Consider the following 21503-nt stretch of genomic DNA (forward strand, 5'->3'; position numbering starts at 1 on the left):
AATGAAAATAAGTAATCAATTAAGAGCATACCCAATAACAAATGTCAAGATATATTTAGGTTTAGTGATAATTTTTTTTGGTTTGAGTTGTTCTAGTGACGATGACGATGACGATAGACTGGGTAATTGGGTAAATAGTTCGGTTTTTGATGGGACTCCAAGAAGTAGTGCTGTAGCCTTTACAATTGGAAACAAAGGTTATATGGGAACTGGTTTTGATGGAGATGATTACCTTAAAGATTTTTGGGTGTATGATATGGATGGAAACTTTTGGAGCCAACTTGCCGACTTTTCTGGAAGTGCCAGGAGTGCTGGGGTTGCCTTTGCAAATAAAACGAGAGGTTATCTAGGCCTGGGCTTTGATGGAGATAATGAACTGGGGGATTTTTATGCTTATGATACTGTAACCAATACATGGGATTCTATTACACGGTTTCCCGGCACTCCAAGAAGAGGAGCTATAGCATTTAATTCTGAAAACTTTGGATATGTAGGGACTGGTTTTGATGGGGATAATGATAAAAAGGATTTCTGGAAATATTCACCGCAAACCGATAGTTGGGAAGAACTCGTAGGTTTTGGAGGAAGTAAGCGACGGGAAGCTACTACTTTTATAATAGGGGATAAAGTGTACATGGGAACGGGTATATCTAATGGTCTAGATCAAGATGATTTTTGGGTTTTTGACACCAATACAGAAGTATGGAGCGCCTTAACCGATCTTGATACCGATGATTATGATATTACCCGAAGTAGTGCCATAGGATTTACCATAGGAGACCGGGGGTATATCGCATGTGGTGATATTGGGGGAGGTGTCACTAACACAGTCTGGGAATATAATCCATCTACCGATTTTTGGGATGAAAAGACTTCATTTGAAGGTGTAACAAGGCGGGATGCTATAACTTTCTATAATGGAACAAGAGCATTTATAGCCTTAGGAAGAAGCGGTAACTTATATCTAGATGATAATTGGGAGTTCTTTCCTTTCGAGGAAGAGGACGAGGATGATTAATTCAATTGTTTTATTTGTTTGTTTGCTTGCTTGTTGGTTAGCTCCTAAACCTCAAATTCTTTTCAATAAAGATGAAAAAACTATTAAACTATTTATTGATTTTTGAAATCATTGTATTTGGGGTTTTGGCCGTATACCAAATCCTTGAAAAAGAAACGAAATTCGATTATTATTCTAATTATTATGGGGTGAGGGTAAAGGAGCTTTCCGGCAAAAACAAAGCGTGGTATTATGAAATATATCATGGTGAAAAGTTGTTGATTAAACAAGAGAATATACCTGGTACATCGGGCAATCAGTACTTCAAATCGAGTAAAGAAGCAAAGAAAATAGGGTCATTAGTAGTTGATAAGTTAGTGCATAAGATGATGCCAAATGTAACTTTAAAAGAATTAGATAGTTGTAACATAAATTTTAAAAAATAGTTTATGTATAAAAAGGAAGTGGTTTGAAAAATACATTTCGTATAAAAGAGTTTTGGATTCATGTGATTTCCTGGATTTGTCTGTTATCTTTTCCCTTTGGGATTGCCCTTGTTCAAGTAGGGACATTAGAACCTGTTTTTTTATTACAAGTTTTTTTTAACCCGATCGTCTTTTATGCCAATTATTCCATTTTGGCACCAAAACTGCTTTTAAAAAAGAAAATAGCACTTTATATAGTTGCTTCAATAGGATTCTTAGTGCTTTTTAGCCTTGCAGCAAATAAAATACCAATATATTCTCCTTTTAATGATGTAGATCATTTGGTTCGATTCGAAGATGAATTTCCACCGGCAAAAAGTATGCGATATGCAATGCGAGGAGTATTTTTCTTTGCTTTTTTCCTTTTAGGAGGTATTTTTTGTCTCATGGTAGATTTTTACAAAAGAGATAAACTTTCGAAAGAGACGGAAGCACAGCGTACCGAAACAGAACTTCAGTTTTTAAAGGCACAATTGAATCCTCATTTTCTTTTTAATTCTTTAAATAGTGTATACTCCTTAGTAAGAAATAAATCAAATGATGCATCTGAAGCAGTTTTGACATTATCAGAACTAATGAGATATATGCTTTATGAAGCAAATAAGGAAATTGTTCCGTTGCTTAAAGAAATTGAATATATCAAAAATTATGTTTCACTTCAGCGACTTAGATTGTCGAATAGCCAAGATGTAAAACTGTCGATAAAGGGCCAATATGAAAAAAAGAAAATATACCCTTTATTGTTGATCTCTTTTATAGAAAATGCTTTTAAGTATGGAACCGATTTTAAGGGAGTTACAGGTGTAAGTATTAAAATAGAGGTAATACATAATACACTTCATTTTAATGTAAGTAATAGTATTGGAGTATATCGAAAAAATACTGACAATTCTGGAGTAGGTTTAACTAATATTAAAAATCGATTAAACCTTTTATACCCGAAGATGCATACTTTGAATATAACCGAAGAAGAAGGCCTGCATATAGTCAATCTGATATTAATGCTTGACCAGACTGAAATGAGCCATTAGTAAAAATATTGTAAGCAATGAAATGTATAATTATAGATGATGAACCTCTGGCACTTGGTATTATTAAATCATATTGTGAAGATATGGGTTCCTTAGAAATAGTGGGGTCATTTACAAATGCTTTAGAAGCTATTTCACTTTTAGGAGACACCCAGATTGATTTAGTTTTTTTGGACATTGAGATGCCACAAATTAATGGTATTGACTTTATCAAGACATTAGATCGTAGACCTCTTTTTATTTTTACGACTGCATATTCTCAATACGCCTTAGAAGGATTCGAGATTAATGCAGTAGATTATTTGGTTAAACCAATACCTTTTCCCAGATTTGTAAAAGCTGTAAATCGAGCAAAAGAGATTTACGAGCTTAAAAAAAATAATACAAAATCATCTCAACAACTGAAGCAGGAAACAGCTAATCCCAAAGGGAACGATCAATTTACATTCGTAAAATCTGATTATGGTACTGTTAAAATCAAATTGAAGGATATTAAATATATTCAGGGATTAAAAGACTACCTTAAAATTCATATAGTAGAGGAAAAACCAGTTCTTACTTTGATGACTTTTAAAGATATTCAATCAAAATTACCTGATGACCAGTTTTTGCGTGTGCATAGATCATATATTGTTAATATAAGAAGTGTTAGTTCAATTCAAAAGAGTAAGGTAATTATTGATAATTTTAGAATTCCGATAGGAGACAGCTATAAAACTGAATTTCTTAAGAAAATAGGACTATAGAATGTTAAAATCAATCAAAATATCTTAACATGACGACTATTTCACTCACTCAAATCGGTAGAAAAAAGATAAGTAGTTTCTTTTGAATCAAGAATTTATATTTTGTATATTTAGCTAAGGTGTTAACTAAAAAGAAGGCTCTAACATAAAATAACTATAAAAATTATTTCAAAACTTAAATTGGGTATTCATGAAAAAAGTAACTGTTTTTTGTTTGTGTTTAATATTTTTAGCTTCCTGTAAATCAAAAGGAAACTCAGAAGGGGATAACGAAGCAGATGTAAACTTAATTGAGTCTAAAGAATTGAAAATAATTAGTGGAAAAGTAGTAGGTGAAAAAAGAAAACCTATTGCCTATGCAGCGGTAAAATTATATTTGGATGAAGATGACTGTATGCATGCTTATACTGGAGATGACGGCTCTTTCGAATTCAAGTTAGATGAATTAAGAATCAAGGAACAAAGTCATTTTGAAGTGGTTTATAAAGGCTACGCGATTAATTTTTTATCGCTTAGAAATTTTAAAAATGATGGATCAATCATACTTAGCAAAAAAGGAAAAGTGGTTCCTGCGGCAGAATATCACGTTTTTTATGAATCAATTAAGAGCTGTGGAAGAAAATAGCCTTGCCTGTTTAGCAAAAAATAACCCCTATTGAATGAATAGATGTTGACTAAATGTCGGCTAAAAAAACACACATATAATTGATAATCAGTTAGTTAGCGCATTAAAAAGTGCCCAGAGCGGGAGTCGAACCCGCACGCCCTAATGGACACATGGCCCTCAACCATGCCTGTCTACCAGTTCCAGCACCTGGGCAATAAAATAGTCCTACAATATACCATAAAACTAAAAAAGTATCGCAGGGATGCGATACTTTTTAGTGACCGGGCTGGGGCTCGAACCCAGGACCCTCTCCTTAAAAGGGAGATGCTCTACCAACTGAGCTACCAGGTCATTGATTTTGTAATCACAAATATTTTAAAGAACCTGAATAAATAATAATGTAAAACGTAATCAATATTCATCAATTCGTTACCGGGCTGAGGCTTCCTTCGATTTTACTCAGGATAAACTTCTCACCATGATCACTTTATATTTTGATAAATAACGATTACAACTTAATCATTAATCGTTTATTTGTGACCGGGCTGGGGCTTCCTTCGATTTTACTCAGGATAAACTTCTCACCATGATCACTTTATATTTTGATAAATAACGATTACAACTTAATCATTAATCGTTTATTTGTGACCGGGCTGGGGCTCGAACCCAGGACCCTCTCCTTAAAAGGGAGATGCTCTACCAACTGAGCTACCAGGTCATGCATTTTTCTCTCAATGCGGGTGCAAATATACTATCAATAATTTATTTTTCAAGAAGAAATTCATATAAATTTGTGTTTTGTTGAAAATGAGATTCTTTTTGAGCAATATCTATTTAATTTTAGTAGTATGAATATAGTTTTAATGGGATATATGGGGAGTGGAAAATCGTTGATTGGTAGAGAGTTGGCAAAAAAAATAAATTTCAAATATCTTGATTTGGATGATTTTATAGAAGTTAAGGAAAAAAAATCGATAGCAAACATTTTTAAGGAAAAGGGAGAAATATATTTTAGAAAAAAAGAGTCACAGTATCTAAAAGAGGTTTTAGAAACATACAATAAAAGCATTATCTCTCTTGGAGGTGGAACTCCTTGTTTTGCTGATAATTTGGAAATCTTAAAGCAAGAGAGTATAACGAGTATTTACTTACAGACTTCATTAGATGAATTGACAAAAAGATTATTTGAAGAACGTAGTAAAAGACCATTGATATCACATTTACAAAAGAAAGAGGATCTAAAAGATTTTATTAGGAAACATCTTTTTGAGCGATCATTCTATTACAATCAAGGAGATCTTAAGGTTAGTACAGATGCAAAAAACGTAAATCAAGTAACTGAAGAAATACTTTCTTTATTATCTTAAAACGGCGAGATCTTCATTGCCAAATTTTACCGTAACGTGCTCATTTAGAGAAGTGGATAAAGAAATACCCTTAAAATCAGCCTTTATTGGATATTTTTTGTGATTTCTATTTACTAACACTGCGGTTTTAAATCTTTTGAGTGGTACTTCTAAGAAGTGCTTTACTCCATAGATAAGCGCGGTTCCCGAATTAAGTACATCATCGGCCAAAACCAGAGATTTGTTTTGGTATTCAACGGGTTCTATTGATGTAGTTACCGTATTTTGCGGTTTTTTTTTATTCATAGATACTTCACATAATATAACAGAAATGTTTGAGATCTCTTCTAAGATAGTCTTTAATCGTTGAGCAAAAACATAACCGTTTTCAGTAATTCCTGCAATTACGATTTCCTGTTCATCTACATTCGTCTCATAGATCTGATAAGCGATACGTTTTATTTTATGCTGGATTTGTTGGTGAGTTAGTATGATATTAGTATCTGTTCGCATATTTTGAAGTATTGATTACCTATATCTTATTCTAGGTTTGTTTTTTGTAAAGCTGTATGTTTATCAATTATCGATTTTCAAATATAAAAAAGAGTTCGTTACCCATACGAGCATCTATCGAATTATAACACTTTTCTAAAGTTTTTATCTTAAAAAAATTAGAAAATAATGATTCATATTCCTTTTTTTTTCCTCCGAATGGAGGTCCATCGTGATTAAAATTGGTATCAAAGAGAAGACCTACTAATTTTCCATTTGGTAAAAGAAGATTGGAAATTTTATTACAATATTCACTACGACGATTAATTGGTAAAGCACAAAAAAATGTCTGTTCTACGATAAGATCGAATTTATCATGGTAGGAAAAAAAATCACCATGAATCAAATTTTCTGATGGGAATTTGGGTACTCTTTTATTGAATTTGGATAGTACACTTTCAACCAGATCCAAAATATAGATGTTAGTAAATCCTTTGTTAAAAAGATACTCCGCCTCATAAGCGTTCCCGCAACCCGGTATTAGTATCTTGATATTGCGATCTGGCAATTGATCAAAATAGTTTGTAAGCGCAGGAGACGCAAAACCAATATCCCAATCGGTTTGCCTATTTTGATAACGATACTTCCAATATTCTTGATCCAAATTCATTCTTCGCTATCAGTTTCTGTATACCAATCGTCAATATCTCTTCGATCCTTTTTGGTAGGTCTTCCAGCTCCTTTCTTACGATAATAATCCTTAGAATACTTTAAAAGATCCAATTTTTGCAACGATTCTTTTGGAGTAATGTCTTTACGGTATATATCAACAAGTTTAGCTCCAATTCGGTTATCTGGTGTGTCCAATACAATAAGTTCATAATTGATTTGATTTTTGCGCACAGTGATTTTATCAGTAGGATAGATTTCCCTGGAAGGTTTTATAAGATCACCATTCACTCTTACTTTACCTTCTTTGCAAGCTTTTGTTGAAATACTTCTTGTTTTGAAGTATCTGATACACCATAAATATTTGTCAACTCGCATAAAAAATGATTAAAATGCGTTTAATATTAAATAATTTTTAAACAAAAGTACAAGAAAATCGTATCTTGCGCGCTCAAAAAAGTAATTAGATGAATATAAGAAAATATAGTTATGCCGTTATTTTTATTATGGCAGCCTTATATGCTTGTAATAATGATGATGATGGTGATGATGCGGCAGCTGTAGTGCCACCTCGAGACCTTGCAGAACAGCAGGCCGATGAAATTGAGGTAATTGAAAACTATTTAAGTACTCACTTTTATACATTAGTAGATAATCCCGCGAATCCAGATTACAAAATAGCGTTGTTTGATACTATTGCAGGAGAAAATAGTGGTCGTCAGCCTCTAAGTCTTTCAGATTCTTTAGAAACCAAAACAATTACAAGAAACGATGTAGAGTACACTTTACATATATTAAATTTAAGAAAAGGAGCGCCGGGAGAAAGACAGCCCACTTTCGCAGATTCTACTTTAGTGACGTATAGAGGTGAATTGTTTTACGATAACCAGGATAGGGACGGAGATGGTATTCCTAATCTAGCTGATATAGATTCTAAAGAAGATGGCAGTGATTTTGGAGATGATGAAACTCCTGTTACCCGTCCAGATGCAGATGGAGATGGTATAGCAGATGATAGTGATGTGGACAATCCTGATTTGGCTGGGCAACCTGATTCTGATGGTGATGGGATAATAGACGACAAAGATCCTGTCGATAATAATAACCCTAACAGAAGGGTATTCGACAATAGAGACGTGCCATTGTGGTTCGATCAGGTAGGAATAGAAGTATTGGGTTGGAGAGAAACATTAGTTGATTACAAAGGAGCATCTGGGTTTTTAGAAAGAGAGGACGGAACTGTAGATTATAACGATGATTTTGGGAGTTTTGTGGTTTTTATACCTTCAGGTTTAGCTTATTTTGCTTCCCCGCCCGGTGGAAGTGGTATTCCAAGATATTCTCCTTTGATTTTTAATATACAATTATACGCTGTTAATGAAGCTGATCATGATCGAGATGGAATTCCATCATATCTTGAAGATTTGGATAACGACAGAAATGTATTGGATGCAGATGATAATACCGATGGAGATAATGCTGCAAATTATCAAGATTCCGATGATGATAATGATGGTACGTTGACAAGAGATGAAATTACATTAGTTGCAGGAGCAATGGACGATGGTATAGTCACTTTGGACGAAATTACTTTTTACGATGATGATGGTGATGGGGTTCCAAATCATTTGGATTCTGATGATAGGGATTCAAAAAACGAATAATAAAAAAAACTTCGGTTTATTTATAAACCGAAGTTTTTTTATCCTATAAGAGACACTAAAGATCCAATGCCAGTCCTAAAATTATCTGGTTTGGTCTAGAATCTACTCTGATGCCCTCGTCGATAGATTCTGCGCGGTTTTTACTAAGACCTCTTTCATATCTTATATCGGCATTTAGGCTGCCTAACTGTATACCTGCGCCAAACTGTAAACCAACAGTAAATTCATTTCTTACATCTCCCAATCTCACATCTTCAAGATCATTTTCTACCATATATTGAAGTGAAGGGCCTCCAAAAACATGAATGGGTCCCAGAACAGAAACACCTAAAAGTATTGGTAAATCTAATTTTTGAATGTTGTAATCCAAATCACCGCCATCGGGATCATCGTATTTGCTATTATTAACAGTATATTGAAGCTCAGGTTTGATGTAAATATTTTCCGTCAAATTACCTCTAAGGAATACTCCGAAATGATATCCAATTCGGTCGTCTGCTCTTTCAGAGAATATATTATTTCCTGCATTAGCAACATCCCTTATTTCAATCTTACCATTGTCACCATAATTAAGGCCTGCTTTTACCCCAAAAGTGAGTCTTTTTTCTTGGGCAAATAAAGCACAAGAACCAAATAAAACTAAAAAAACAAATACATTTTTCATTGTAAAAATAATTTTTGATTAATAAATAAAGATGATTTTGGTATAATGGCTAGTATGTATTTAAACGGTTGTTATCTTTTTTTATTCTTATTAAGCAAAAAACCTGCCAAAATATGGTTAAAGATCTATTCTAAAATTTATGAGGGTTGTATTAAAAATCAGAAAAGCCTTTCGAATCAATTTCGAAAGGCTTAAAATGTAAAAAATGGAAGTATTTATTTTCTTTTTATTACTTTATGAACAGCATTACTTATCGCCTCTGCATTTAAACCATATTTTTCCATGAGTTGATCTGGTGTACCACTTTCTCCAAAAGTATCGTTAGTAGCAATAAATTCTTGTGGTGCAGGATGATTTTTAACTAACACTCGAGACACGCTTTCACCTAAACCGCCAAGGTAATTATGCTCTTCGGCAGTAACAATACATCCGGTTTTCTTTACAGAATTCAGGATTGTTTCATCATCTAGAGGCTTTATGGTATGAATATTAATAACTTCTGAGCTAATCCCTTCTTCTGCTAACGATTCTGCAGCTCGCAGTGCTTCCCACACTAAATGACCGGTTGCAACAATGGTAACATCGGTTCCTTCTTGCAACATAACAGCTTTCCCGATTTCGAATTTTTGATCTTCAGGCGTAAAGTTTGCTACTTTGGGTCTTCCAAATCGAAGGTAAACTGGCCCTTGATGATTTGCAATTGCTATAGTAGCAGCCTTGGTTTGATTATAATCGCATGTGTTTATTACTGTCATTCCGGGTAACATCTTCATTAAACCTATATCCTCAAGTATTTGATGCGTAGCACCATCTTCTCCTAGCGTTAAACCAGCATGCGAAGCACAGATTTTTACATTTTTACCACTGTATGCTATGGATTGGCGAATCTGGTCATAAACACGTCCTGTAGAAAAGTTTGCAAAAGTTCCTGTAAAAGGAATTTTACCTCCAATAGTTAATCCGGCAGCAATGCCCATCATATTTGCTTCTGCTATACCCACCTGGAAAAATCGATCTGGATTATTAGCAATAAATGCGTCCATTTTTAAAGAGCCTATCAAATCGGCACATAGTGCGACCACATTTTCATTAGTTTTACCTAATTCCTCCAAACCGGCTCCAAAACCTGAACGAGTATCCTTTTTTCCTGTATCTATATATTTTTTCATTTTCTTTTTTGATTTGGATAAATTAGTAGTCCCCAAGAGTTTCAGGATTTTGGGATAGACCTATTTCTAATTGTTCATCATTTGGAGCTTTACCATGCCATGCGTGTGTATGCATCATAAAATCGACGCCATGCCCCATTACAGTATGCATTAGTATACAAACAGGCTTTCCTTTTCCAGTTCTGGTTTTAGCTTCTTTTAATCCTTCAATGACTGAAATAATATTATTTCCTTCTTTGATTTCCATTACATCCCAATCAAAGGCTTCAAATTTTGCTTTCAAATTACCCATGGGAAGTACATCGTCTGTAGACCCATCGATTTGTTGACCATTAAGATCAATAGTTGCAATAAGATTATCAACCTTTTTTCCGGCTGCATACATAATAGCTTCCCAATTTTGACCTTCTTGTAATTCACCATCTCCGTGTAAACTAAATACTAAATGGTCATCGTTATTCAATTTTTTTGCTTGTGCAGCCCCGATAGCAACCGACATTCCTTGTCCCAAAGATCCGGAAGCAATGCGTACACCAGGAAGACCTTCGTGAGTGGTTGGGTGCCCTTGTAATCTACTATTGATTAATCTGAAGGTATTTAATTCTTCAACAGGGAAATATCCACTCCTTGCCAGTACACTGTAATAAACAGGTGAAATATGTCCGTTAGAAAGAAAGAAAATATCTTCTCCAATTCCATCCATATCAAAATCTCCTTTTCTTTCCATGATTTCTTGATATAGCGCTACGAAAAATTCTGTACAGCCCAGAGAACCACCTGGATGTCCTGAGTTTACCTTGTGCACCTGACGTAAAATGTCTCTACGTACTTGCGTTGCAAAATCTTCTAATTGTTTTGTTTTTGGCATTATAATGCTGATTTCTTGATAATAAAGCCCCAAAAATAAAGGTTTTGTATACGGTGGCAAAATGTATGTGCTGCTTTTAATTAAGAAAGTATTGTTAATAACGAAAAGTTTTCGAAAACCTAAGTTGACCCATGTGATTTTTGTTAGTTATCTTTGCCCTCTATCAAAAAGAAAATATGCAATTTGACCTTTCGTCTCAAGACCCTGAGAGTAGTGCTAGGGCAGGAAAAATAACTACAGATCATGGTGTTATAGAAACTCCAATTTTTATGCCCGTGGGTACAGTAGCAACAGTTAAAGGTGTGCATCAACGTGAGTTGAAAAATGACATAAATCCCGATATTATTTTGGGAAATACTTATCATTTGTATCTAAGGCCTCAAACACCTATCTTAGAAAAGGCAGGTGGTTTACATAAATTCATGAATTGGGATCGAAATATTCTTACCGATAGCGGTGGCTATCAAGTATATTCTCTATCTGCAAATCGCAAAATAAAAGAAGAAGGAGTAAAGTTTAAATCACATATAGATGGTTCATATCATGTGTTTACTCCTGAAAATGTAATGGAAATTCAACGTACTATTGGAGCAGATATCATTATGGCATTTGATGAATGTACTCCGTATCCCTGTGATTATCAATATGCCAAGCGAAGCATGCATATGACACACCGATGGTTAGATAGATGTATGCAACATTTAGAGAAAATTCCTGTTAAATATGGATACAATCAGGCTTTTTTTCCAATAGTCCAAGGAAGCACATATAAGGACCTAAGAATGCAATCGGCAGAATACATAGCAAATGCAGGAGCAGTAGGTAACGCTATAGGAGGATTATCGGTAGGAGAGCCAGCCGAAGAGATGTATGCAATGACAGAGGTAGTAACCAATATTCTGCCAGAAGATAAACCAAGATACTTAATGGGAGTGGGCACTCCAATTAACATTCTAGAAAATATAGCTTTAGGAGTGGATATGTTTGATTGTGTAATGCCAACACGTAACGGTCGTAACGGAATGCTTTTTACTGCTCATGGTACAATTAATATTAAGAATAAGAAATGGGAAGATGATTTTTCGCCGATTGACGAAATGGGAATAACATACGTGGATACAGAATATTCTAAAGCTTATTTGAAGCATCTTTTTTCGGTAAATGAAATGTTAGGGAGACAAATTGCAACTATACATAATTTGGGCTTTTACTTATGGTTGGTTAGAGAGGCTAGAAAACATATCTTAGCTGGGGATTTTTATTCCTGGAAAAATATGATGGTCAAACAAATGGATAAAAGATTATAAAAGAACCAAAATTTTAAGGGGCAAGAACCAAGACTGATTTTGGTATAAAAACTATCTCTAAAACTGATAAGAGAAGCATGGTTTAATTTTTTTTGATGCATATTTCTGAACCGAAACTAGTATCAAAAAGTCTAGAATCTTGATGCTAAAAACAAAGTGAGCTTACGTCTTAATTGAAATATAAAAATTTGAATTTAGAATAAATTTAATGAAGATATTAGACTGGTACATATTAAAACGATATTTAGGTACATTTTTTACGATGATTTTGCTTTTTATCCCCATCGGGATCATAGTAGATCTTTCTGAGAAAATTGATAATATGTTAGAACATAAAGTTCCCGTTGATGCGGTAATAGGATATTATCTTGATTTTACAATTTACTTTGCCAATTTACTATTTCCGTTATTTGTATTTCTATCGGTCATTTGGTTTACCTCAAAATTGGCAAACAAAACCGAGATTATTGCTTTCCTGAGCTCAGGAGTTTCTTTTTGGAGGTTTTTAAGACCTTACATGATAGGCGCAGTTATCATTTGTATAGGAGCACTGGTTATGGGACTTTTTTTGGCACCAAAAGCTAGTCAGGGATTTAATGAATTCAAATATTCTTATTTGAAGAAAGGACGAAAAGTACAGGAAACCAAAAATGTATACCGACAACTCAATGACAGCATCTTTTTGTATGCTAATAATTTTAAACCACTAGATAAATCGGCGACCAATTTTACCATAGAATATTTTAATGGTAATAAATTAGAGACTAAAATATCTGCTAGAAAGATTACATTTAAAGATAGCATTTATGAATTGAGAGATTTTGTGAAGAGAAGAGTCCTGGAGAATGAAGATATTATAGAAAAAGCTGATAAGAAGGATACAATTCTTCCTTTCAATATAGATGAATTCACTCCGGTTACCTATGTAGCCGAAACTTTAAATTATACCGAGCTTAGTAAGTTTATAGAAAAAGAAAGTAAGAGAGGCTCATCTGATATAAACCGTTATAAAGTGGTTGCTTATAAACGATGGAGCATACCGGTATCTGCTTTTATACTTACAATTATAGGAGTGGCAGTATCCTCAATGAAAAGAAGAGGGGGGATGGGAGTAAATCTAGCGGTTGGAATATCGCTGGCATTTGTCTTTATATTTTTTGATAAAGTTTTGGGAACTTTGGCAAATCAATCAGATTTTCCACCAATTGTGGCGGTTTGGTTTCCCAATGTTTCATTCGGAATTTTAGCTATTTATCTTCTATACAATGCGAAACGCTAAACTTCAAAACTATTTACATTTACATTTCATTGTTTTTGTTTGGGGATTTACGGCTATTCTTGGTGAGTTAATATCTATCGAAGCTTTGCCACTAGTATGGTATAGAATGCTTCTGGCCTCCGGTTTTATATATCTATATGTTGTTTTTAAGAAAATATCATTAACGATTTCCAGAAAACTGTTTTTTACTCTGTTTTTTGCCGGAATAATTATAGCCTTGCATTGGATTACTTTTTTTGCCGCTATTAAGGTTTCTAATGTATCTATTACTTTAGCAATGCTATCAACAGGAGCTTTTTTCACATCAATTCTCGAACCTATTTTTTATAAAAGAAAGCTAATTTGGTATGAAGTTCTTTTTGGAGTATTAGTGATAACGGGATTGTATATCATCTTTGAAGTAGAAGGAAATCATTTTTTAGGTATTGTATATGCATTGATATCAGCATTTTTGTCTTCGGTTTTTTCATTGATTAATGGAAAAGTCGCACAAATACATAATCCTTCTATGATCTCTTTCTATGAATTGTTATGTGGTGTTGGAGTGATAACATTATATTTGATAGGAGCAACCTTTTTTGGCACGGCCACTGAAGGATTTACGATTGCGTTTTTTCAAGTTTCTGTTTCTGATTGGATATATATATTAATATTAGCATCAGTTTGTACTGCCTATGCATTTATAGGATCTGTAAAGGTGATGAAGTATTTAAGTCCCTATACAGTGATGTTAACTATTAATTTGGAACCTGTTTATGGTATATTATTAGCTGTTCTGATCTTTGGAGAATCTGAGAAAATGAGTACTCAATTTTATTATGGAGCTTTGATCATAATTAGTACTGTAATACTGAATGGAATCTTCAAAAATGCTAAAAAAAGAAAAAGTACTTCAACTTTACGTAACATTACGAAGTAAAGTTTTTATATTTGTCAGCTAACCCTAGTTAACATAAATTATATTCTTGAGTATGGAATATTTAGAATTTGAACTCCCCATTAAAGAGCTTGAAGAGCAATTTGAGAAGGCTTGCGCAATAGGTGAAGAAAGCGAAGTTGATGTGACAGATACCTGTAAGCAAATTGAAAAAAAACTTGCAGAGACTAAAAAAGATATATACAAAAATCTCACTCCTTGGCAGCGTGTTCAGCTCTCCAGGCATCCATCAAGGCCTTACACTTTGGATTATATAGATGCAATTTGTGGGGAATCCTTTTTAGAATTGCATGGTGACCGTAATGTAAAAGACGACAAGGCAATGATCGGGGGACTTGGTAAGATCGGTAATCAAAGTTATATGTTTGTTGGTCAGCAAAAGGGATATAATACCAAAACCAGACAATATCGTAATTTTGGTATGGCAAATCCCGAAGGATATCGAAAAGCACTTCGATTGATGAAAAGCGCCGAGAAGTTCAATATCCCCGTAGTTTGTTTTGTAGATACCCCAGGAGCTTATCCTGGATTAGAAGCAGAAGAGCGAGGACAAGGTGAAGCAATTGCAAGAAATATTCTCGAAATGACTCGACTTAAAGTACCAATTATTGTAGTGATTATTGGTGAAGGAGCCAGTGGAGGTGCATTAGGTATTGGAGTAGGAGATAAAGTATTGATGCTCGAGAATACGTGGTATTCTGTTATTTCTCCAGAATCTTGCTCATCAATTTTATGGAGAAGCTGGGAATATAAAGAACAAGCAGCTGAGGCACTAAAGTTAACTGCAACAGACATGAAAAAGCAAAAGCTTATTGATGAAATTGTGAAAGAACCATTAGGGGGAGCTCATAGTGATCGTGAAAAAATTTTCAAAACCGTTCGAGATAAAATTTCTTCGTCCTATGATGAATTTAAAAACTTATCACCAGAAGAATTAGTAGAAAAACGAATGGATAAATATTCAAATATGGGAGTCTTTAAGGACTAACCCCTAAAAAATCACTTAGTGCCTAAATCTGAAGTTGAGAACTTCAGATTTTTTTATGCTTATTAACAATAAAAATTACTTATTAACAGTTCATTTGTTAAAGAACGGTGGACATTCGTATCTTTGTAAGTAGGGGTATCTCTTTACAATTTTTTTACATTCGTAGTCATGGAAAAAGTACAGCAAGCACAGCAAAAAAATTACGGTCGGGGGAACGTGATATCGCTGGAAAAAGGAAAAATACCTCCTCAAGCAGTTGATTTAGAGGAAGTTGTACTTGGGGCAATGATGATCGATAAGAAAGGAGTCGATGAAATCATTGATATTCTTAATCCTGATGTTTTTTATCGGGAAGCTCATCAATACATTTTTGAAGCGATATATAAACTCTTCGAAAACTCCGAACCTATAGACTTATTAACGGTTTCTAGCCAGCTTAAGAAGGACTCAAGGTTAGAGTTGGCAGGTGGAGACTATTATTTGATACAATTAACGCAAAAAGTTTCCTCTTCGGCACATATTGAGTTTCACGCTCGTATTATTCTTCAGAAATATATTCAACGCAGTTTGATTAAAATATCGAACGAGATTATAGAAGAATCTTACGATGAGACAACCGACGTTTTTGATTTACTTGATATGGCAGAATCAAGGCTGTATGAAGTTACCCAAGGTAATATTAAAAGATCAACAGAAACTGCTCAGAATTTAGTTATTCAGGCAAAAAAGAAAATACAAGAAATCTCAAACAAAGAAGGTTTAAGTGGAATCCCATCTGGTTTTGATAAGCTGGATAAATTAACTTCGGGCTGGCAGCCAAGTGACTTAATCATTGTGGCTGCTCGTCCGGGTATGGGTAAAACAGCTTTAACCTTATCTATGGCGAGAAATATGGCAGTTGGACAAAATATTCCTGTGGCTTTCTTTTCATTAGAGATGTCATCAGTGCAATTAATTACTCGATTGATATCTTCTGAAACAGGACTTTCATCAGAGAAATTACGTACCGGTAAACTGGAAAAACATGAATGGGAGCAACTTAATGTGAAAGTAAAAGACCTTGAAAAAGCTCCTCTGTTTATTGATGATACCCCTTCATTGTCAATTTTTGACCTTAGAGCCAAAGCGCGTCGGTTATCATCTCAACATGGTATCAAGATGATTGTTATTGATTATTTGCAATTAATGACTGCTGGAGGAACAGGGAAAAATGGTAATCGTGAGCAGGAGATATCTACCATATCCCGTAACTTAAAAGCCTTGGCAAAAGAATTAAACGTACCGGTAATTGCTTTATCTCAGCTTTCTCGTGCCGTAGAGACGCGTGGAGGTAGTAAAAGGCCCTTGCTAAGTGACCTTCGTGAATCTGGCGCAATTGAGCAGGATGCCGATATTGTTTCGTTCATTTATAGACCCGAATACTATAAAATTGATGAGTGGGACGATGAAGAAAGATCACCTACACAAGGACAAGGAGAATTCATTGTTGCCAAACACCGTAATGGTGGTCTCGAGAATATTAGGTTAAAATTTATTGGTCACTTAGGTAAATTTGATAACTTAGATGATTTTAGTACTCCTTTTGAGTTTCATTCGAAAATGAATGATGGTAATGAAGAAGAACCCTTCAGTACTGGTCATCTTCCTAGTGCAGATGAAGCTTTCGGGAGTAGCATAAATGACACTAGTGATGATGACGAAGTTCCTTTTTAAAATACCATCTTTTTTGGACAGTATACTAAACAATAGAATACTAAAATTTTCAATATTTGGTATTCTTTTTTTGGCCATTACATTTCAATCCTATGCGTCTTACGTTTTAATACCAATGGATGCAGAAGGGCAACAAAATCATTTAAAAGCTTATGGGATTACCTACTGGACCTTAAGTAACGACCTAAAAGTGAAATGGTTATTAAACTATAGAGGTGGTTCTTTTCTTTTGCCTGATACAGAGGATATTCGAAAAGAATGTACCATTCGGGGTGTTTCTTATGAAGTTATCAGTGATTCTGAAACAGCAGAGATTTTAGAAGAAATTAGCAGTCCTTCTCAAAATATGGAAGCTGTTATTCTTGAAAAAGCTCCTAAAATTGCAGTGTATTCTCCAAAAGGAAATCAACCTTGGGATGATGCCGTTACTATGGTTTTGACTTTTGCCGAAATTCCATACGAAACAGTATATGATAAAGAAGTGTTGGAAGATAATCTTATTTTATACGATTGGTTGCACTTACATCACGAGGATTTTACAGGTCAATATGGTAAGTTTTATGCTTCTTATCGAGCCGCTCCCTGGTATATAAGAGAAAAGGCTGCAGCAGAAAAATTAGCTAATGATTTGGGATATTCTAAGGTTTCTCAACAAAAATTGGCAGTAGCGTTAAAAATTAGAGATTATGTCATTGGAGGCGGATTTATGTTTGCCATGTGCAGTGCTACCGATAGTTTTGAGATTGCCTTATCTGCAGAAGGAGTTGATATATGTGAACCTATGTTTGATGGAGATCCTAGTGAGCCTGGATATCAATCTAAGATAGACTATAATAAAACCTTTGCATTCAAGAATTTTACACTTGAGCGTAGTCCAAATGTGTATGAGTTTTCTTCAATTGATATGACCCGTATTCGTCGCATTTCTAAAACAACTGATTATTTTACGTTAATGGATTTTTCAGCGAAATGGGATCCTATACCAACAATGCTTTGCCAAAATCATACAGCTTTGGTAAAAGGCTTTATGGGGCAAACAACGGCTTACAATCCTAATGAAATTAAATCCAATGTACTTGTTCTTGGTGAAAATAGAACCAATGGAGAAGCTCGTTATATACATGGTATAAAAGGCAAGGGTTTCTTTACTTTTTATGGAGGGCATGATCCTGAAGATTATACCCACAGAGTGGGTGATCCAAAAACCGAATTAGAACTTCATCCTAATTCGCCTGGGTATCGCTTGATTCTTAATAATGTTCTTTTTCCGGCTGCCAAAAAGAAAAAGCAAAAAACATAATTTTGTTTTTGCACGGTTATGAATATTCAACGACTATTTCAACATAAATAAAGTGAGGCCTTCTTTTTCGTTATTTGAAAAACCTTCTACAGAGAAAAACGGAACATATAAAGTAATGGAATATCTTTGAAGTATCCCATCAATTTAATCGAATGGGCAGGGTGTTCTTTTTGGTCGGGAGCATATTTTTTTAATAAAAATTCAAGGGTTCTTTTTCAAATATCATAATCTATAGGACTGATTTTTTGTAAGAATTATAAGATTGTTAATTATCTTCTGTTTTTTCACTAAAACTATGTTCGTATTGAAATTCTATACCTTCAAAATTGATTAATTTTAAAACTTTTATTTGTTTATCTACGAAAACGTTATAGTTGACAACGAACAAAACATATGCTATGTACAGTGAACTGAATACCAGTAATAGAATTTTAATGGGGCCAGGTCCGTCTGATGCCCATCCAAGAGTATTAAAAGCAATGGCTACGCCTTTAATAGGCCACCTTGATCCTGAGTTTGTAACCATTATGGATGAAGTAAAGACAATGGTACAAAAAACATTCATCACAAAAAATCATCTAACTTTTGTCGTATCGGCTCCTGGTAGTGCAGGAATGGAAACCTGCCTGGTTAACCTGCTAGAGCCTGGTGATGAGGTGATCATTTGTATAAACGGTGTTTTTGGGGCTAGAATGGCAGAGATTGCAGAGCGTTGTGGTGCATCGGTTCATAAAATTGAAAAAAACTGGGGAAGTGTAGTAACTGCACAAGACGTAAAGAAAGTATTGGATATTTGTCCTAAACCAAAATTATTAGCTCTTGTACATGCTGAGACTTCTACAGGAGCTTTACAACCACTTAAGGATATTAGTGATTTGGTGCATAATGCTGGTGGGTTATTCATGGTTGATGCGGTGACCTCTTATTGCGGTGTAGAATTAAAAGTAGACGAATGGGGTATTGATGCTATCTATACAGGAACTCAGAAATGCCTTAGTGCGCCTCCAGGGTTATCACCTGTAAGTTTTTCTGATAGAGCAATAAAAGCATTAGAAAATAGAAAAACTAAAGTGCAAAGCTGGTTTTTAGATTTAAGTTTGGTTAAAAACTATTGGGGCGGAGCTAAGCGCGCTTACCATCATACTGCCCCGGTATCTTCAATATATGCTTTACGAGAATCTTTACGAATTGTATTAGAAGAAGGATTAGAAAATCGTTGGAAGAGACATCAAGAAATACATCAGGTCTTGAAAACAAAACTAGAAACTTTAGGATTTAAGTATTTGGTAGAGGAGCAATATAGACTGCCTAATTTAAATTCTGTGTTTTTACCAGATGGAAATGATGAAGCTTTAATAAGAAGTAAATTGCTAAATGATTATAATATTGAAGTAGGAGGAGGGCTCGGTGCTTTTGCCGGAAAAATATGGAGAATTGGAATTATGGGAGAGAGTTGTACTTTAAATCATGTTAATATGTTAATTAGCGCTCTTGAAGATATGGATGAGTTTAGCAACTAAAAACTTTAGGTAAAATTTTTTTATAATTATCAAAATATTATCATTCACTTTTTTTTTAAGTATTTTTATACGATAGTCATAAATAAATCTTTGAATTAATGAAAGAACTTACAATTTTTTTACTGCTATTATATATCTCTAATTTGGCAGGTCAAAAAGTAGAAAGTGATACCTATAATATCACAGAAGTTTCAGAATTAAGTGCTTATGGAACTCGAGTGGTTTTAAGGAAATCTGGAAAAGACCATATTCAAGGGGATCAATATTATGAAAGTAAAAACAGACTTGCTTCCATATATGTAGATGGAAAAAAAACACGCAGATCTTATGTAAGATATAATGCCATGACCGATGAAATAGAGGTTACAGAGGTGTTTAACATCTTAAAAAGAGAAGATATTGAAATTGTTTTGGATGAGGGTTATATGTACAAAATATTGGATTTTAATGGAACTAAACAATTTTTCATTTTTCTGAAGGAAGGAAAAATTTCTTTGGTGATGAAAGTAGAAAAGATAATAAAAAATGGAAAAGGTATAGTTACCGGCTATGAACAAACAACTCCTACTAAGTATGTAGAAAAACGCTCTTATTTTATAAAAAGAGATGGTGATGATTTACTTAGTATTAAGTTAAAGAAGAAAGACATACTTCGAGCTTTGGGCGATAAAAAAGACGAAATCGAGAAGTATGTAACTTCAAAAAAACTAAGCTATAAGAAAGAAAGTGATTTGATAAAGATTATTAGTTATTACAATAAGCTGTAGTCTTTTTTTGCACAAGTAAACCAAAGATAATAATCTTAAAATAGTAGGAAGATCAATATTTAATGTTGTTTTAATACTAATTTGAGTAATTAATATGAATATTTCTTGAAATTTAAATTAAATAGTCAATAGTAAATAAATACTTAGAAAATAATGAAAAAACTTTTTGTCTTTTGTATCGTTGTAGTAAGCCATTTTTTTATTTCTGCGCAAGTAGCTACTGGTTCGGGGATTGGACCGGGCGAAATGTCCATGGCCAGTCCTTATGGAACAACACAAATTTTTGTTACAGACCCCTCTGAAGATCCGGTACAGGGGCATAGATATTATGAAGAAAGAAATAAACTGGCGGTAGTTTATATAAATGATAAAAGAGCACGTAGGTGCCTAATTAGGTATAATGCATTTAATGATGAAATCGAAATAACCGAAAACGATAAGGTTTTTAATATACTTAAGTTAGATGATATTAAGATTGTTCTCGAAGATGATGAATACTTTTATAAAATATTTGATTCTGAAGAAGGAAAGCGATTTTTTATTCTACGTAACAAAGGAAAAGTGTCTTTTGCAAAACGAGTAGAGAAAAGTGTAAAATTGGGGAAAGTAGCTACTTCAGGTTATGAAAAAGATACGCCTTCAAAATACGTAACAAAACGTAAATATTTCATAATCAACGAAAAAGGAGAGGTGAAAAATATAAAGAAACTTAAGAAAAAAGACATATTAGCACTGCTAGATAAAAAAACTGAGCTAGAACAGTATGCTACTTCTGAGAAATTAAGTTTCAAAAACGAGGAAGATCTAGTTAAAATTATCGACTACTACAATACGTTATAATACAAATGTAAAAAAAAGAGGCTGTCTAAAAACATTTAGGCAGTCTTTTTTATTTGAGCTATTTTCTATTTTGAAGCTTTTGATTTCATAAAAGTTGTTAGTTGATAGTAGTTA

22 protein-coding genes and 3 tRNA genes are annotated in these 21503 nt (G+C 34.0%); 16 read left to right on the top strand and 9 right to left on the bottom strand.

The window, feature by feature from the left end; genetic code table 11:
- Position 1 precedes the first annotated feature (1 nt).
- From ACFSJT_RS10195 to ACFSJT_RS10215, 5 genes are all read left to right on the top strand, one after another.
- Positions 2-1018 carry a Kelch repeat-containing protein gene (locus ACFSJT_RS10195; protein ID WP_378320155.1) on the top strand — a complete coding sequence of 339 codons (1017 nt, stop codon included), beginning with the start codon at positions 2-4 and terminating at the stop codon, positions 1016-1018.
- Positions 1019-1089: 71 nt separating this feature from the next.
- Complete coding sequence (locus tag ACFSJT_RS10200) at positions 1090-1443, top strand: DUF4907 domain-containing protein (RefSeq protein WP_378320156.1); 354 nt, start codon at positions 1090-1092, stop codon at positions 1441-1443.
- Between the two features lie 23 nt (positions 1444-1466).
- The gene (locus ACFSJT_RS10205; protein WP_378320157.1) at positions 1467-2513 is read left to right on the top strand and encodes a sensor histidine kinase; all 1047 of its coding nucleotides are present in this window, start codon (positions 1467-1469) and stop codon (positions 2511-2513) included.
- Between the two features lie 17 nt (positions 2514-2530).
- Positions 2531-3259 carry a LytR/AlgR family response regulator transcription factor gene (locus ACFSJT_RS10210; protein ID WP_378320158.1) on the top strand — a complete coding sequence of 243 codons (729 nt, stop codon included), beginning with the start codon at positions 2531-2533 and terminating at the stop codon, positions 3257-3259.
- Between the two features lie 190 nt (positions 3260-3449).
- On the top strand, positions 3450-3884 hold the full coding sequence (locus ACFSJT_RS10215) for a hypothetical protein (RefSeq protein ID WP_378320159.1): 435 nt from the start codon (positions 3450-3452) through the stop codon (positions 3882-3884).
- Positions 3885-3995: 111 nt separating this feature from the next.
- On the opposite strand, the gene ACFSJT_RS10220 is transcribed toward ACFSJT_RS10215, so the two are convergent.
- The 3 genes from ACFSJT_RS10220 to ACFSJT_RS10230 form a co-directional block, all read right to left on the bottom strand.
- Positions 3996-4079, bottom strand: a tRNA-Leu gene (locus ACFSJT_RS10220).
- A 65-nt stretch (positions 4080-4144) separates the two neighbouring features.
- Positions 4145-4217: transfer RNA gene (locus ACFSJT_RS10225), tRNA-Lys, on the bottom strand.
- Between the two features lie 294 nt (positions 4218-4511).
- A tRNA-Lys gene (locus ACFSJT_RS10230) sits at positions 4512-4584 on the bottom strand.
- 130 nt (positions 4585-4714) lie between these two features.
- On the opposite strand from ACFSJT_RS10230, the gene ACFSJT_RS10235 reads away from it, so the two are divergent.
- Entirely contained in the window at positions 4715-5233 is a 519-nt protein-coding gene (locus tag ACFSJT_RS10235; protein WP_378320160.1) for a shikimate kinase, read from the top strand.
- On the opposite strand, the gene ACFSJT_RS10240 is transcribed toward ACFSJT_RS10235, so the two are convergent.
- The 3 genes from ACFSJT_RS10240 to ACFSJT_RS10250 all read right to left on the bottom strand — a co-directional run bounded on the left by ACFSJT_RS10240 (position 5225) and on the right by ACFSJT_RS10250 (position 6751).
- The gene (locus ACFSJT_RS10240; protein WP_378320161.1) at positions 5225-5725 is read right to left on the bottom strand and encodes a phosphoribosyltransferase family protein; all 501 of its coding nucleotides are present in this window, start codon (positions 5723-5725) and stop codon (positions 5225-5227) included. The two genes, ACFSJT_RS10235 and ACFSJT_RS10240, sit on opposite strands and share 9 nt — an antisense overlap.
- A gap of 67 nt (positions 5726-5792) precedes the next feature.
- The gene (locus tag ACFSJT_RS10245) at positions 5793-6374 is read right to left on the bottom strand and encodes a methyltransferase domain-containing protein (protein WP_378320162.1); all 582 of its coding nucleotides are present in this window, start codon (positions 6372-6374) and stop codon (positions 5793-5795) included.
- Positions 6371-6751, bottom strand: a complete 381-nt coding sequence (locus tag ACFSJT_RS10250; RefSeq protein WP_378320163.1) for an RNA-binding S4 domain-containing protein — start codon at positions 6749-6751, stop codon at positions 6371-6373. Before ACFSJT_RS10250 ends, ACFSJT_RS10245 begins: the two co-directional genes overlap by 4 nt.
- 89 nt (positions 6752-6840) lie before the next feature.
- Here ACFSJT_RS10250 and ACFSJT_RS10255 point away from each other — a divergent pair, with 89 nt between their 5' ends.
- Positions 6841-8037, top strand: a complete 1197-nt coding sequence (locus tag ACFSJT_RS10255) for an FKBP-type peptidyl-prolyl cis-trans isomerase (RefSeq protein WP_378320164.1) — start codon at positions 6841-6843, stop codon at positions 8035-8037.
- Between the two features lie 55 nt (positions 8038-8092).
- Here ACFSJT_RS10255 and ACFSJT_RS10260 read toward each other — a convergent pair whose 3' ends face one another.
- The 3 genes from ACFSJT_RS10260 to ACFSJT_RS10270 form a co-directional block, all read right to left on the bottom strand.
- The gene (locus tag ACFSJT_RS10260) at positions 8093-8701 is read right to left on the bottom strand and encodes a porin family protein (protein WP_378320165.1); all 609 of its coding nucleotides are present in this window, start codon (positions 8699-8701) and stop codon (positions 8093-8095) included.
- A 215-nt stretch (positions 8702-8916) separates the two neighbouring features.
- Entirely contained in the window at positions 8917-9870 is a 954-nt protein-coding gene (locus ACFSJT_RS10265; protein WP_378320166.1) for a transketolase family protein, read from the bottom strand.
- Positions 9871-9892: 22 nt separating this feature from the next.
- Positions 9893-10738, bottom strand: a complete 846-nt coding sequence (locus ACFSJT_RS10270) for a transketolase (RefSeq protein WP_378320167.1) — start codon at positions 10736-10738, stop codon at positions 9893-9895.
- Between the two features lie 176 nt (positions 10739-10914).
- On the opposite strand from ACFSJT_RS10270, the gene tgt reads away from it, so the two are divergent.
- From tgt to ACFSJT_RS10315, 9 genes are all read left to right on the top strand, one after another.
- The gene (gene tgt, locus ACFSJT_RS10275) at positions 10915-12045 is read left to right on the top strand and encodes a tRNA guanosine(34) transglycosylase Tgt (protein WP_378320168.1); all 1131 of its coding nucleotides are present in this window, start codon (positions 10915-10917) and stop codon (positions 12043-12045) included.
- A gap of 208 nt (positions 12046-12253) precedes the next feature.
- Positions 12254-13324 carry an LptF/LptG family permease gene (locus tag ACFSJT_RS10280; protein ID WP_378320169.1) on the top strand — a complete coding sequence of 357 codons (1071 nt, stop codon included), beginning with the start codon at positions 12254-12256 and terminating at the stop codon, positions 13322-13324.
- On the top strand, positions 13311-14243 hold the full coding sequence (locus tag ACFSJT_RS10285) for a DMT family transporter (RefSeq protein WP_378320170.1): 933 nt from the start codon (positions 13311-13313) through the stop codon (positions 14241-14243). The genes ACFSJT_RS10280 and ACFSJT_RS10285 overlap by 14 nt, the downstream gene beginning before the upstream one ends.
- A gap of 52 nt (positions 14244-14295) precedes the next feature.
- Positions 14296-15249 carry an acetyl-CoA carboxylase carboxyltransferase subunit alpha gene (locus tag ACFSJT_RS10290; RefSeq protein ID WP_378320171.1) on the top strand — a complete coding sequence of 318 codons (954 nt, stop codon included), beginning with the start codon at positions 14296-14298 and terminating at the stop codon, positions 15247-15249.
- A gap of 168 nt (positions 15250-15417) precedes the next feature.
- A complete protein-coding gene (gene dnaB, locus ACFSJT_RS10295) occupies positions 15418-16962 on the top strand; it encodes a replicative DNA helicase (protein ID WP_378320172.1) in 1545 nt (514 codons plus the stop codon).
- 115 nt (positions 16963-17077) lie between these two features.
- On the top strand, positions 17078-18262 hold the full coding sequence (locus ACFSJT_RS10300; RefSeq protein ID WP_378320179.1) for an asparagine synthetase B: 1185 nt from the start codon (positions 17078-17080) through the stop codon (positions 18260-18262).
- A gap of 398 nt (positions 18263-18660) precedes the next feature.
- Positions 18661-19782, top strand: coding sequence for a pyridoxal-phosphate-dependent aminotransferase family protein (locus tag ACFSJT_RS10305; protein ID WP_378320173.1), 1122 nt, complete (start codon positions 18661-18663; stop codon positions 19780-19782).
- Between the two features lie 98 nt (positions 19783-19880).
- On the top strand, positions 19881-20549 hold the full coding sequence (locus ACFSJT_RS10310; RefSeq protein ID WP_378320174.1) for a hypothetical protein: 669 nt from the start codon (positions 19881-19883) through the stop codon (positions 20547-20549).
- Between the two features lie 153 nt (positions 20550-20702).
- Positions 20703-21389: a hypothetical protein gene (locus tag ACFSJT_RS10315; RefSeq protein ID WP_378320175.1), complete on the top strand. Its 687-nt coding sequence runs from the start codon at positions 20703-20705 to the stop codon at positions 21387-21389.
- The last annotated feature ends 114 nt before the right edge of the window (positions 21390-21503 follow it).

The sequence above is a fragment of the Aquimarina celericrescens genome (assembly GCF_042682765.1).
In the GTDB taxonomy this organism is placed as follows: domain Bacteria; phylum Bacteroidota; class Bacteroidia; order Flavobacteriales; family Flavobacteriaceae; genus Aquimarina; species Aquimarina celericrescens.

Bases quoted from the DNA above. Each gene is read 5' to 3' on its own strand.
- ACFSJT_RS10285 (WP_378320170.1), top strand. From the start codon at position 13,311: ATGCGAAACGCTAAACTTCAAAACTATTTACATTTACATTTCATTGTT.
- ACFSJT_RS10270 (WP_378320167.1), bottom strand. From the start codon at position 10,738: ATGCCAAAAACAAAACAATTAGAAGATTTTGCAACGCAAGTACGTAGA.
- ACFSJT_RS10280 (WP_378320169.1), top strand. From the start codon at position 12,254: ATGAAGATATTAGACTGGTACATATTAAAACGATATTTAGGTACATTT.
- ACFSJT_RS10305 (WP_378320173.1), top strand. From the start codon at position 18,661: ATGTACAGTGAACTGAATACCAGTAATAGAATTTTAATGGGGCCAGGT.
- ACFSJT_RS10315 (WP_378320175.1), top strand. From the start codon at position 20,703: ATGAAAAAACTTTTTGTCTTTTGTATCGTTGTAGTAAGCCATTTTTTT.
- ACFSJT_RS10260 (WP_378320165.1), bottom strand. From the start codon at position 8,701: ATGAAAAATGTATTTGTTTTTTTAGTTTTATTTGGTTCTTGTGCTTTA.
- ACFSJT_RS10300 (WP_378320179.1), top strand. From the start codon at position 17,078: ATGGATGCAGAAGGGCAACAAAATCATTTAAAAGCTTATGGGATTACC.
- ACFSJT_RS10255 (WP_378320164.1), top strand. From the start codon at position 6,841: ATGAATATAAGAAAATATAGTTATGCCGTTATTTTTATTATGGCAGCC.
- ACFSJT_RS10250 (WP_378320163.1), bottom strand. From the start codon at position 6,751: ATGCGAGTTGACAAATATTTATGGTGTATCAGATACTTCAAAACAAGA.
- ACFSJT_RS10240 (WP_378320161.1), bottom strand. From the start codon at position 5,725: ATGCGAACAGATACTAATATCATACTAACTCACCAACAAATCCAGCAT.
- dnaB (WP_378320172.1), top strand. From the start codon at position 15,418: ATGGAAAAAGTACAGCAAGCACAGCAAAAAAATTACGGTCGGGGGAAC.
- ACFSJT_RS10195 (WP_378320155.1), top strand. From the start codon at position 2: ATGAAAATAAGTAATCAATTAAGAGCATACCCAATAACAAATGTCAAG.
- ACFSJT_RS10210 (WP_378320158.1), top strand. From the start codon at position 2,531: ATGAAATGTATAATTATAGATGATGAACCTCTGGCACTTGGTATTATT.
- ACFSJT_RS10215 (WP_378320159.1), top strand. From the start codon at position 3,450: ATGAAAAAAGTAACTGTTTTTTGTTTGTGTTTAATATTTTTAGCTTCC.
- ACFSJT_RS10200 (WP_378320156.1), top strand. From the start codon at position 1,090: ATGAAAAAACTATTAAACTATTTATTGATTTTTGAAATCATTGTATTT.
- tgt (WP_378320168.1), top strand. From the start codon at position 10,915: ATGCAATTTGACCTTTCGTCTCAAGACCCTGAGAGTAGTGCTAGGGCA.
- ACFSJT_RS10310 (WP_378320174.1), top strand. From the start codon at position 19,881: ATGAAAGAACTTACAATTTTTTTACTGCTATTATATATCTCTAATTTG.
- ACFSJT_RS10245 (WP_378320162.1), bottom strand. From the start codon at position 6,374: ATGAATTTGGATCAAGAATATTGGAAGTATCGTTATCAAAATAGGCAA.
- ACFSJT_RS10290 (WP_378320171.1), top strand. From the start codon at position 14,296: ATGGAATATTTAGAATTTGAACTCCCCATTAAAGAGCTTGAAGAGCAA.
- ACFSJT_RS10235 (WP_378320160.1), top strand. From the start codon at position 4,715: ATGAATATAGTTTTAATGGGATATATGGGGAGTGGAAAATCGTTGATT.
- ACFSJT_RS10265 (WP_378320166.1), bottom strand. From the start codon at position 9,870: ATGAAAAAATATATAGATACAGGAAAAAAGGATACTCGTTCAGGTTTT.